At 41.6% G+C, this 12,452-nt stretch carries 8 protein-coding genes and 1 pseudogene; 7 read left to right on the top strand and 2 right to left on the bottom strand.

Features of this window, described 5'->3' with window-relative positions; all coding sequences use genetic code 11:
* The first annotated feature begins 19 nt into the window (after positions 1-19).
* Positions 20-1,159: a nicotinate mononucleotide-dependent phosphoribosyltransferase CobT gene (gene cobT / locus H6G18_RS21365; RefSeq protein ID WP_190409107.1), complete on the top strand. Its 1,140-nt coding sequence runs from the start codon at positions 20-22 to the stop codon at positions 1,157-1,159.
* 385 nt (positions 1,160-1,544) lie between these two features.
* Here the strand turns inward: cobT and H6G18_RS21360 are convergent, their stop codons facing one another.
* A complete protein-coding gene (locus H6G18_RS21360) occupies positions 1,545-1,919 on the bottom strand; it encodes a hypothetical protein (protein ID WP_190409106.1) in 375 nt (124 codons plus the stop codon).
* A 718-nt stretch (positions 1,920-2,637) separates the two neighbouring features.
* Here H6G18_RS21360 and H6G18_RS21355 point away from each other — a divergent pair.
* The 3 genes from H6G18_RS21355 to H6G18_RS21345 all read left to right on the top strand — a co-directional run bounded on the left by H6G18_RS21355 (position 2,638) and on the right by H6G18_RS21345 (position 6,397).
* The gene (locus H6G18_RS21355) at positions 2,638-3,804 is read left to right on the top strand and encodes an extracellular solute-binding protein (RefSeq protein WP_242040432.1); all 1,167 of its coding nucleotides are present in this window, start codon (positions 2,638-2,640) and stop codon (positions 3,802-3,804) included.
* Between the two features lie 118 nt (positions 3,805-3,922).
* The gene (locus H6G18_RS21350; RefSeq protein WP_190409105.1) at positions 3,923-4,903 is read left to right on the top strand and encodes an aldo/keto reductase; all 981 of its coding nucleotides are present in this window, start codon (positions 3,923-3,925) and stop codon (positions 4,901-4,903) included.
* Positions 4,904-5,149: 246 nt separating this feature from the next.
* A complete protein-coding gene (locus tag H6G18_RS21345) occupies positions 5,150-6,397 on the top strand; it encodes a DUF4336 domain-containing protein (protein ID WP_190409104.1) in 1,248 nt (415 codons plus the stop codon).
* 104 nt (positions 6,398-6,501) lie between these two features.
* Here H6G18_RS21345 and H6G18_RS21340 read toward each other — a convergent pair whose 3' ends face one another.
* On the bottom strand, positions 6,502-6,846 hold the full coding sequence (locus H6G18_RS21340; protein ID WP_190409103.1) for a hypothetical protein: 345 nt from the start codon (positions 6,844-6,846) through the stop codon (positions 6,502-6,504).
* Between the two features lie 389 nt (positions 6,847-7,235).
* Here H6G18_RS21340 and metH point away from each other — a divergent pair, with 389 nt between their 5' ends.
* From metH to H6G18_RS21325, 3 genes and pseudogenes are all read left to right on the top strand, one after another.
* A complete protein-coding gene (gene metH / locus H6G18_RS21335) occupies positions 7,236-10,775 on the top strand; it encodes a methionine synthase (RefSeq protein ID WP_190409102.1) in 3,540 nt (1,179 codons plus the stop codon).
* Positions 10,776-10,980: 205 nt separating this feature from the next.
* Positions 10,981-12,033, top strand: a complete 1,053-nt coding sequence (locus tag H6G18_RS21330) for a hemolysin family protein (RefSeq protein WP_190409101.1) — start codon at positions 10,981-10,983, stop codon at positions 12,031-12,033.
* A gap of 261 nt (positions 12,034-12,294) precedes the next feature.
* A pseudogene (locus tag H6G18_RS21325) lies at positions 12,295-12,452 on the top strand (photosystem II q(b) protein); the annotation flags it as partial.

The following is a 12,452-nucleotide window of genomic DNA, read 5'->3' as shown; positions in this document are numbered from 1 at the left end:
GACTCGTGACTTATGACTAATGACAATTCGCATTTATACACAAATAGAACAAGGTGAAGCTTGGAGGCGACGATATGGCGATCGCTTACCCTTATTTACTTGTATTCTAGGTTTTACAGAAACTGCTTTAATACCCGGTATTTCGGCGGCTGGTCGTACTCCAGAGGATCGAAAGTATACTGCTTGCGCTGATGCTGAGTTTTTATACTACGGTGCAGAACATCAGCCCCAATATCCTCTACCACCATTAACAGCAGGTGCATCGCCGGTTCTCATTTCCCGTGCTGTTGTGGAAGAACTCAAGATTCCAGTTTATTTATTTAATGCGGGTTTAAATCAAACCCCTGCTGTACCAGTGATTGATTTAGGTGGCTATCCTGCTAAATGTTTGAGTACAGGTGCTGCAATGGAATTAAAAATTGTACACAACCTATTCAAGCAAGGTCTGCTTTGGGGTGAACGCTTGGCGGCTAAAGTTCCACAAGGATATGTAATTCTTAGCGAATGCGTGGTTGGTGGTACTACAACTGCTCTGGCAATCTTAACTGGCTTGGGTATAGACGCAGCAGGCAAAGTCAACAGCAGTCACCCAATTTGTAACCATGAGCAGAAATGGCAAGTGGTGCAGGAGGGGTTGGAGAGAATAAAGGAGGAAGGAAACAGTCCCCATTACCCAATTGATCCCCTAAAGCTAGTCGCCGCAGTTGGTGATCCCATGCAGGTTGTGGTGGCGGGGATGGCGATCGCCGCTAGTCGCAGTTGTGGTGTAATGTTAGCTGGTGGAACGCAAATGTTGGCAGTTTATGCTTTGACGAGTGCGATCGCCCAGACTTACAATTTATCTTGGCAACCCGCAGCAGTGGTGGTGGGTACAACTCGTTGGGTGGCAGAAGATTCTACTGGTGATTCGGTGAAATTAGCCCTCAACATAGGCAAAAACAGTCAAGATCCTCAGACAAATACCCCTCCACTTTTAGCTACTAGACTGAGTTTTGCTGACTCTCAATACCCCCAACTCCAAGCCTATGAGCAAGGCTTTGTTAAAGAAGGTGTAGGGGCTGGCGCTGCTTGCATAGCCGCTCATCTATATAAAAATTGGCAACAAAATCAGCTTTTACAAGCAATTGAAGCCCAAATCCAACGATTAACTAGGAATTAGGGACTGGAGATTGTGGAGCAGGGGAGGTTAACAATTCAAAATTCAAGACAGTTGGAGTAGGAGATTTTAACCCCTACTCAACTCATACCAATTCAAAATTCGTCTTGAAAAGTTTCCTACGGCGGGAAACCCGCCTACAGAACTTTCCGCAAAATTCAAAATTAAGAAAGCCAGACATGACAAAGCTAGTGTAGACTTAGCGCAAAGTCTGTAACTTCCATCTCGCAGGTGCGCCGACTTTTGTCAATCAGAACTTTGTCAGAGATGGATCTTCAACCCTTGAATTTACGATAATTTTGACTATGGACTGTTGACCAATAACAAAAATACCGGACTCATCAATATCCCGGTAAAGTTTTGAAAGATTGACTTTTGACTAATTATTTTAGTGAATTCTTTCTCTGAGTAATTGTTCTTCTAAAGCAGCAATACGATTGTAAGCTGCGGTTAACTGCGCTGTCAGTCGTTGTATTTGAATTTCTGGTGACAATATTTTTTCTCCACTTTGACGACTCATGTCTAGATAAACGCCGTCTGTTAATACATCCTTGTGTTCTAATTCCTGATGGAACCCGATATGTCCTTTGACCTGGTAGTTACCAGTCTCGCTATTTTCCAGATGATGATCTTTTGCTTCAGTTCTTGCTAAAGAACATTCCGAAAAAGCTTGAGCAACTTTTACGTCAAGCTGCTCAATCACCTGGCAGAGGGCATCCAGCTTATGACTCAAAGTCAGGATCTGTTGTTGTAATGGCTCCATTTAATACCCTCGTCCGCACATTTTCTTTATGTTATTCAATTTACTCTCAATGTTAAATATACTTATGAATTATTTAATTATTCAAATCTTCCTTTGAAGTATGAAACATAGTTAGTCATTTATAAATAAAATTAAATGTTTTCTACAGATTTGGCTCATTTATAAATTAAGAAAAATTAAGCTTGGGTCTATTTTTTCCATAAAAGCTTTCTCTGTAAGGATTTAACTGTATCTGATCTCATCAAGCTGAAGGTTAGAGAATCAAATAAATCATGTCATTTACTATAAATTTGTAGAAATCATCGGCAAACTTGTATTAATAAATACCTTGTGTTACAAGTATTTAAATTGCTCTATCAGGAAACTATGACAATGCTCAGTCTGCTAGGGATTGGATTTGTAGAAAAAAATTTGAGGGATAAGAAAGAACCCGATAGATTATTGATACTTAGACTAACAACCAACAATGTTTAACAAAAAGCCCCTATGTGTCTATGCTAACTAACTGAAGTACAAGAAAATTATTTTTATAAAAATCAATATTTTGGCTTTATATTCCTATGATTTATCAAAATAATTACTGTTTCAGCAGTTGAGAGTTTCCTATTTTCCGTGAATTTATTTATAACACTTTCCATCTGGAGGAGTTACATTACCATAGTCTCTAGACTTTCTTCCCTATAAAAATGTACTGCAACTAACTGAGAAACGCTGTATTATGTATAAAATTAAAGCAATGAATCGCAGGTCTTTTTTGTTAAGTTTGGGTGGACTGACGCTATCACAAACAATTGTCGGATGTGCTGGTAATAACCAAACAAAACTCAATATTCAGTTATTAAAAGGTTCTATTCCTAGCCAAGTAGTTAATCAATTTCGCCAAAGTTTGCAAGAAAAGGTAGAGTTAAAGTTTGCGCCAGTAGAACAAATCCAAGATTTATATCAACGATTGCTAAGTTGGCAGCAGAACCCAAAAGCTACAGATGAGCCAGAATGGACTCGCTTTATTCCATTTAGAAATTCACAAACTTTTGCTGTTGCTGACTTAGTGACACTGGGAGATTATTGGTTGACAACAGCAATTGAGAAGAAACTAATTCAACCATTAGAAGCAGCGCAATTAAAACAGTGGTCTGGTTTAGATTTGAGATGGCGAGATTTAGTAACGCGTAACGACCAAGGTATTCTAGATCCACAAGGGAAAGTTTGGGCTGCGCCTTATCGTTGGGGTAGTACAGTAATTGTCTATAACCGGGATAAATTCAAGCAATTGGGATGGAAGCCGCAAGATTGGAGTGATTTGTGGCGTGATGAACTGCGATCGCGTATTTCTTTACTAGACCAACCAAGAGAAGTTATTGGTTTAGTCTTAAAGAAACTAGGAAAATCATACAACACAGAGAACCTAGAAACAGTCCCAGATTTAGAAAAAGAACTGCAAACATTAAACCAACAGGTAAAATTCTACAGTTCAAATACCTGTCTAGAACCTCTGATTATGGGAGCTACTTGGCTAGCTGTTGGTTGGTCAAGTGATGTTGTGTCAATATTAGCGCGTTATCCCCAACTGAGTGTAGTTATCCCCCGTTCAGGAACAGCGATCTGGGCTGACTTGTGGGTCAGCCCCAAAGCAAATGCTCAGGATGCTTTATCATCTCAATGGATTGATTTTTGCTTACAGCCAAACATTGCTAGGCAAATTTCTTTGGTAACTAGAACTAATTCACCAATTCCTACGAATATCGCCGCTTCTGACATTCAAGAATCATTCAGTAGTTTATTACTAAATAGTCAAGAAGTCTTTGCTAAAGGTGAATTTTTGCTTCCCTTACCGCCAGAATCTACAAAACAATACGAATCGTTGTTTGCCAAAATGAAAGCGTAAGTCCTGTTAATGGTCAACCTTCCCAATTTTGCTCCACATCTGCTGATGTTTCCAGTGACACCGCGATTACCGGATAATGAACTGAGGAAGATGTACGGGAAATCAACAGAGGGTGAAAATGTCAATTAGCCAAGAATTGTCCCTTCCCCGGATGGGTTGTGGAACTTGGGCGTGGGGGAATCAACTGCTTTGGGGATATGACGAAAGCATGGACGCGCAATTACAAGCCGTCTTTAACCTCTGTGTAAGCAATGGTGTCACTTTATTTGATACAGGTGATTCTTATGGGACGGGGAGGTTAAACGGGCGTAGTGAGTTGCTGTTGGGAAAATTTTCTAGGGAATATCAGGGTGTCAACCAAGAAAATATTTGCATTGCGACTAAATTGGCTGCTTACCCTTGGCGATGGACTCGCCAATCCATGATAAACGCCTGCAATTCTTCTGCTCAACGCCTGGGTAGAAATGTTGATTTAGTGCAGATGCACTGGTCAACTGCAAATTATGCACCTTGGCAAGAAGAAGGGTTGTTAGCTGGTTTAGCTGACTTGTATGAACAAGGTTTAGTTAAGGGTGTGGGATTATCGAATTACGGGACTAGAAGATTGCAACGTGTATATCAAAAGTTTTCTGAACGAGGAGTCCCAATTAAGACGTTACAAGTCCAATATTCATTGTTGTCCACATATCCCGTCACCCAACTGGGGTTGAAAGATGTTTGTGATGAACTAGGGATACAACTAATTGCTTACAGTCCTTTAGCTTTGGGGATATTGACAGGCAAATATTCAGAAAAAGGCCCTTTTCCGCGAGGTGTTCGCGGTTTATTGTTTAGACAGTTATTGCCAGGAGTGCGATCGCTTCTCCAATGTTTACGTAATGTGGCAGAATCCAGAAATAAAACCATGTCTCAGGTGGCGCTAAATTGGTGTATTGCCAAAGGAACTGTTCCCATCCCTGGTGCAAAGTCTGTAAAACAGGCGCAGGAAAATATCGGTGCTTTAGGTTGGGAATTAGACTCTGGCGAAATAGCCGAGTTAGATAAAGCGGCTGCTAGTTCAGATAAAAAAATGGTGCAAAATATTTTTCAAACAAAATAAGCTATCTAAACTTGTAAATCATTTGGGTGTGGACTGTTGACTATTCATAATATTGCCTACTTTAGCATCGGGCAAAATTGCTTCTATACCTTAACCCGTCTCAATTTCTACCCGGCGATCGCCTACTGAGACATTGAATTTTTTTCGCCCACTTACTTACATGACAATCGCCTCAGATAGCTAGTGTGTTGCTTCTATAATTTGCTAAACTCCAATTCTTGGGGTTCAAATAAAAATAGTTTGAACATGGCGAAGTTGGGGGGCTACGGAGTGGTGCATGATGAAACTTTAGAACAGATTAATCCGAAAGACTGGTCATGGTCTTACTGGTTTACTTTGCCACTGTATCCATACGGTAAGCGGCGGACTCTCCGAAAGGAGGTTATTAAAGATACAATCTGGACTTTTGACCAGATCCAGGGGATTTTCTACGTTGTTGTTCCCATTCGCATGACTGTAGTCAAGCTAGATGAGGGAGGACTTTTGGTATATGCACCTGTTGCACCTACTCCTGAATGTATCCGGTTGGTTAAGGAATTAGTAGCAGAATACGGTGATGTAAAATATATCATTCTGCCAACTATTTCTGGACTAGAACATAAAGTCTTTGTCGGCCCCTTCGCCAGATATTTTCCCCAAGCACAGGTGTTTGTCGCGCCCAATCAATGGAGTTTCCCGCTTAATCTTCCTCTTAGTTGGCTGGGTTTACCCAATAAACGCACTCATGTACTCCCGCAGGATAGTAGCCAAGCCCCCTTTGCTAAAGAGTTTGACTATGCAATATTAGATACTATTGACCTTGGCCCCGGTAAGTTTGCAGAGGTAGCATTTTTACACAAGCGATCGCATACTTTGCTTGTAACAGATTCAGTTGTTTCTGTACCCGCAGATCCCCCAGCGATTGTTCAATTAGATCCATATCCTTTGCTGTTTCACGCCAAAGATAAAGCCTCAGATATCGTTGCAGATAATCAAGCCAACCGCCGTAAGGGATGGGAACGCATCACCTTATTTGCTTTGTATTTCCGTCCCAGTGCAGTAGATGTTCCTACATGGGAGGAGGTATGGAAGGAGGCGTTAAAAACTCCAGAACGCTCATATAAGGCTTATTTCGGCTTGTATCCTTTTAAATGGCAAAATGATTGGCGGCGATCATTTGAGGCTTTGCGCGGGGAAGGGCGTTTATTTGTTGCGCCAGTTTTACAGACTTTGATTCTCAACCGCGCACCCAGAGATACTATTAAATGGGCTGATAAATTAGCAAACTGGGATTTTCAGTGGATTATTCCCTGTCATTTTGATGCCCCTATTAAAGCAGAACCCCATCAATTCCGCCAAGCTTTCTCTTTTTTAGAAAAACAGCCTGCTGTGAGCGCGGGTGTGTTCAGTAGTAGCAGTTATCCCTTACCAGAAAAAGATTTTCAAGTTTTGCAACAAATTGATAGTGGTTTATCTAAAATTCGGATTGTTCCACCGCCAAAAGAGCAGATATAGCTGAAAGTAACAGATGATTTGTCAAGTAAAGTTTAAACTTTAGGGTGCGTTAAAGCAACGGCGTAACGCACCGCGTCGTAGTATCCTTGTGATGGCGATCGCCTTTAATCTGTAGACTCAATTAACTTGAAACCCCAAGGTTTGAGAGCAGCGATCGCTATTTCTGGATCTATACCTTCATAAACTTCCCATTCATTGGGGTGTTCTTTGGGGTGTCCGTCGCCGACGTTACCTGCAACCTTGATTACTGGAAAATTCGCCACGCGATCGCGCTCTAATCCTTTGGGTAAAGCTAATTGGACTTTACGACCGACAAATTTCGATATACCGGAATTTGCTACAGATTCACGGATCAAACAGATATCACCAGCAGTACCCCAAGTAGTTTGGTATATGTAGAGAAATGATATGTAGGTTTCTGGTTTAATTGACCTTTTGAGAACTTTCATTGACTGTAATCCTTACACAAAGAGTGAAAAATCTTATGAGTGTTGTCTATCGTTACCTACAACTACTTTAATTTAGCAACACTAATCAAAATAACGTTTATAGTGTTTCCTAGTCTGCTAGGGTACTAATTTAGCTGCTTCCATCTGCGGTTAAGTCTTTCTTGTTCTGATTTACGTGGAAATCGCTATATGAGGTTTTCATAGTCATCTTATAGAAACTTTTGGTGAGACAAACTTTGTCTCAAAAAAACTCAATGAACCATGATTTACGTTCGATTGTAGGCGATCGCCAATACTCAGCATACGCAACTCTCGCAATTATGGAAAATAATATATGTAAGTGGAGTATCGTAAAACTCACTTGATTTCCTCATTTCCTCTAGGAAAATATGACTCATCCTTTCCTGAAACGCCTGCACAGTCCGGAACTTCCGGTTATCGTCTTCGACGGTGCAATGGGTACTAACCTACAAACCCAAAATCTCACTGCTGAAGATTTCGGTGGTGTGCAGTATGAAGGTTGTAATGAATATCTAGTCCACACCAAACCTGAAGCCGTCGCTAAGGTTCACCGCGACTTTCTCGCCGTGGGTGCAGATGTCATTGAAACTGATACTTTCGGCGCGACATCAATTGTCTTGGCTGAATACGATCTAGCAGACCAAACATACTATCTCAACAAGAAAGCCGCCGAATTAGCGAAAAATGTGGCTGCTGAGTTCTCCACGCCTGATAAACCCCGGTTTGTCGCCGGTTCCATCGGCCCTACAACCAAACTCCCCACCTTGGGACACATCGACTTTGATACCTTAAAAACTGGCTTTGCTGAACAAGCAGAAGCACTGTTTGATGGTGGTGTAGATTTATTTCTGGTGGAAACTTGCCAAGATGTGCTGCAAATTAAAGCGGCGTTAAATGGAATTGAAGAAGTTTTCGTCAAGAAGGGGGAACGCATACCCTTGATGGTGTCTGTGACAATGGAAAGTATGGGGACAATGTTGGTAGGTTCAGAAATCAACGCCGTCCTGACAATTTTGGAACCTTTCTCAATTGATATTCTCGGTCTGAACTGTGCTACAGGCCCAGACTTGATGAAACCACATATTAAATATTTGGCTGAACATTCGCCGTTTGTGGTTTCTTGTATTCCTAATGCGGGTTTACCTGAAAACGTTGGTGGTCAAGCACACTACCGCTTAACACCAATGGAATTACGCATGGCGTTAATGCACTTTGTTGAAGATTTGGGTGTCCAAGTGATTGGGGGTTGCTGTGGGACACGTCCAGAACACATTCAACAATTGGCAGAAATTGCTAAAAATTTAAAGCCAAAAGTCAGACAGCCAAGTTTAGAACCTGCGGCTGCATCAATATATAGTACTCAACCCTATGAGCAAGATAATTCTTTCTTGATTGTAGGTGAACGCCTCAACGCCAGTGGTTCCAAGAAATGCCGTGATTTGCTAAATGCGGAAGATTGGGACGGATTGGTATCAATGGCTAGGTCACAAGTCAAGGAAGGCGCACATATCCTTGATGTCAACGTTGATTATGTGGGACGGGACGGTGTGCGAGATATGCACGAACTAGTTTCCCGCATCGTGAATAATGTCACACTCCCCTTAATGCTCGACTCCACCGAATGGGAAAAAATGGAGGCGGGTTTAAAGGTGGCTGGTGGTAAGTGTTTGCTGAACTCCACCAACTACGAAGATGGGGAACCACGTTTCTTGAAAGTGCTGGAGTTGGCGCAAAAATACGGCGCTGGTGTTGTCATTGGTACAATTGACGAAGAAGGGATGGCGCGGACGGCAGAGAAAAAGTTTCAAATTGCCCAACGTGCCTATCGTCAAGCGGTAGAATATGGGATTCCCCCCACGGAAATATTCTTTGATACCTTAGCTTTACCAATTTCTACTGGGATTGAAGAAGACCGGGAAAATGGCAAGGCGACCATCGAATCAATTAGCCGTATTCGTCAAGAATTACCAGGGTGTCACGTTATTTTAGGCGTGTCAAATATATCCTTTGGTTTAAATCCAGCCTCACGGATGGTCTTAAACTCCGTGTTTCTCCATGAGGCAATGGCAGCTGGCATGGATGCGGCGATCGTTAGTGCTAATAAGATTCTACCACTATCTAAGATTGAAGCCAGCCATCAAGAAGTATGCCGTCAGTTAATTTATGATCAGCGTAAGTTTGAGGGTGATATCTGCACCTACGACCCCTTAACAGAACTAACCAAATTGTTTGAGGGAGTTACAACCAAACGGAACAAAGGCGTAGATGAAAGCTTACCTATTGAAGAACGGCTCAAACGCCACATTATCGACGGTGAACGTATTGGTTTAGAAAAACAACTGACAAAAGCTTTAGAAATATATCCACCCCTGGAAATTATCAACACTTTCCTGCTGGATGGGATGAAAGTAGTTGGTGAATTGTTCGGTTCAGGACAAATGCAGCTACCATTCGTTTTGCAGTCAGCCGAAACCATGAAAGCGGCGGTAGCCTACCTAGAACCTTTCATGGAAAAATCAGAAAATGGCAATAATGCCAAAGGTAAAGTAATTATTGCCACCGTTAAAGGCGATGTTCACGACATTGGTAAAAATTTAGTAGACATCATCTTGTCCAACAATGGCTATAAGGTGATTAACTTGGGAATCAAACAGCCAGTGGAAAATATCATCGAGGCTTACAACCAACACAAAGCTGATTGTATTGCCATGAGTGGTTTGCTGGTAAAATCCACTGCTTTCATGAAAGAAAATTTGGAGGTATTCAACGAAAAGGGAATTAATGTACCCGTAATTTTAGGTGGTGCGGCGTTGACACCTAAATTTGTCCATCAAGATTGTCAAAATACCTATAAAGGTAAAGTCATCTACGGCAAAGATGCTTTCTCTGACTTGCATTTCATGGATAAATTAATGCCAGCTAAAGCCATTGGTAAATGGGACAACTTCCAAGGATTCTTAGATGAAATTGTTGAAACGGCTGATACAGAAACCACTAACAATAAATCAGCAGACAACATCAAAAAATCCCCACTCCCTAAACCTGAATCTCCACTCCCCCCAGACACAAAACGTTCCGAAGCCGTAGCCATAGATATTCTTCGTCCCACACCACCATTCTGGGGAACCCGGTTATTACAGCCTAGTGATATTCCCTGGGAGGAAATATTCTGGTACATGGATTTACAAGCCTTGATTGCTGGACAATGGCAATTCCGCAAACCAAAGGAACAATCTAGGGAAGAATATCAGGCTTTCTTGAATGAGAAGGTTTATCCAATTCTAGAAAATTGGAAACAGCGCATCATTGCCGAAAATCTGTTACATCCCCAGGTAATTTACGGGTATTTTCCTTGCCAATCTGAAGGCAACACTTTGTATATTTATGAAACCAACAGCCTAGATGCTAAGGAAATAACTCACTTTGAATTCCCCAGACAAAGGTCGTCAAGACGATTGTGCATTGCCGATTTCTTTGCGCCTAAAGAGTCAGGAATCATTGATGTCTTCCCCATGCAAGCGGTGACTGTAGGCGAAATTGCTACAGAGTTCGCACAAAAACTGTTTGCAGATAATCAATACACTGATTATCTGTATTTCCACGGTTTAGCGGTGCAAGTAGCAGAAGCCTTGGCTGAGTGGACGCACGCGAGAATCCGCCGTGAGTTAGGGTTCGCCGCTGAAGAACCGGACAATATCCGGGATATTCTGGCACAACGCTATCAGGGTTCCCGATACAGTTTTGGCTACCCAGCTTGTCCCAATATTCAGGATCAGTTCAAGCAGTTGGATTTGTTGGATAGTAGCAGAATTAATCTATATATGGATGAAAGTGAGCAACTTTATCCAGAACAATCCACAACGGCGATTATTACTTATCATCCAGTAGCCAAGTACTTCACCGCGTAATCCCAGTTCTTTGTCTCCTCCTCCTTTGTGTAACTTGTAAGTGCGTGAGGAGGAGAATTTGCTCAAAAACATCTGTCATGGATATATGAAAAACTTACACTTGTCAACCCTCTCCTCTCTTTTTTGACCAGTCCGGGGAATAATAACTCATAATAAAAATAATCATTCATGGGGAGATTATCCATTCCCAATCTTGGGAAACCTTATGCTACAGCTAATAACTACCATCTTTGTTGTAATTCTAGGTTCAGCGTTGTGTTCTAGTATAGAAACGGCGCTGTTTTCTGTTTCTACCCTCAGAGTCAGACAATTAGCACAATCGAATAATCCTTCAGCCGTTGCACTTTTGGCAATTAGGGAAAATATGAATCGGCCAATTGCAACCATTGTTATTCTCAATAACATCTTTAATATTATTGGCAGTATCGTTACAGGTGGCGTTGCTACTCAAGCTTTGGGATCGCAGTGGTTGGGAGTGTTTTCGGCTGTATTGACATTTTTAATCATCATCTTTGGTGAAATCATTCCCAAAACTTTGGGAGAACGGTATTCTGAATCGATCGCCTTGCTAACAGCCATACCTATTACTGGACTTTCTATTGTCTTTACCCCTCTAGTCTGGATTTTAGAAAATGTCACTGCACCATTTTCTAAAGGAAAAAAAAGACCCACAACTAATGAGGCGGAAATTAAGCTGTTGGCAAATATCGGTCAACAAGAAGGGATCATTGAAAGTGGTGAAGCAGAAATGATTCAGAGGGTGTTTAAGCTCAATGATGTGGTAGCTGCTGATCTGATGACTCCCCGAATTATGGTGACACATATTAATGGTAACCTGACGATCGCTGAGGCAAAGTCTGAGATCATCGCTTCACAACATACCCGAATTATTGTGACGGATAACTCGATTGATCAAGTTATGGGCTTCAGTTTAAAGCAAGAATTACTCACGGCGATCGTTGAAGGTCATCAAAATCATCAAGTCGCTAAACTGGTTCGCAAAGTCCGCTTCGTTCCTGAAGTAATTCACGCAGATAGACTGCTGAAAAACTTCATAGAAGCTCGTGAACATTTAGCCGTAGTAGTAGATGAATATGGTAGCGTCGCCGGTGTAGTCACTTTGGAAGATGTGCTGGAACTGATAACTGGTGAGATTGTCGATGAGACTGATAGAAATGTGGACTTGCAAGAAATAGCCCGCAAAAAGCGAGAAAAAATGTTGCAATCTATGAGTGCTGGCGGCTCATATTTGAAATAAGGTCAAAAGTAGAAGTATGGGCAATACGGTTCGGATAAGATAATTTTCCGAAATAAGAACGCCTTTAGAGACGTTGCATGGCAACGTCTTCACCCACTTAAACGCCCTAAAGGAGTTTGTCCAAATAAGTAAAACTGACTATATGTATAATTTTTATTGATATTAATTAAGTGCGGAAATTTTGTAAAGTAGTGTAAAGTAATATCACAGGCAAAAACACAGTTGTCTGATTCATACAAAAATAACCGCAATCATAAAAACATGACCGCAACCTTACAACAGCGCAAAAGCGCCAACGTATGGGAACAGTTTTGCGAGTGGATTACCAGCACCAACAACCGCCTATACATCGGTTGGTTCGGAGTACTGATGATCCCCACCTTGCTAGCTGCAACCACCTGCTTCATCATCGCCTTCAT

It is taken from the genome of Anabaena subtropica FACHB-260 (assembly GCF_014697105.1).
Classification (GTDB): Bacteria; Cyanobacteriota; Cyanobacteriia; order Cyanobacteriales; family Nostocaceae; genus Trichormus; species Trichormus subtropicus.
Note: the sequence above shows the minus strand (reverse complement) of the source record. Positions and strands in the feature narration are given on the sequence as shown.

Bases quoted from the DNA above. Each gene is read 5' to 3' on its own strand.
- H6G18_RS21340 (WP_190409103.1), bottom strand. From the start codon at position 6,846: ATGAAAGTTCTCAAAAGGTCAATTAAACCAGAAACCTACATATCATTT.
- H6G18_RS21350 (WP_190409105.1), top strand. From the start codon at position 3,923: ATGTCAATTAGCCAAGAATTGTCCCTTCCCCGGATGGGTTGTGGAACT.
- H6G18_RS21355 (WP_242040432.1), top strand. From the start codon at position 2,638: ATGTATAAAATTAAAGCAATGAATCGCAGGTCTTTTTTGTTAAGTTTG.
- cobT (WP_190409107.1), top strand. From the start codon at position 20: ATGACAATTCGCATTTATACACAAATAGAACAAGGTGAAGCTTGGAGG.
- H6G18_RS21330 (WP_190409101.1), top strand. From the start codon at position 10,981: ATGCTACAGCTAATAACTACCATCTTTGTTGTAATTCTAGGTTCAGCG.
- H6G18_RS21345 (WP_190409104.1), top strand. From the start codon at position 5,150: ATGGCGAAGTTGGGGGGCTACGGAGTGGTGCATGATGAAACTTTAGAA.
- metH (WP_190409102.1), top strand. From the start codon at position 7,236: ATGACTCATCCTTTCCTGAAACGCCTGCACAGTCCGGAACTTCCGGTT.
- H6G18_RS21360 (WP_190409106.1), bottom strand. From the start codon at position 1,919: ATGGAGCCATTACAACAACAGATCCTGACTTTGAGTCATAAGCTGGAT.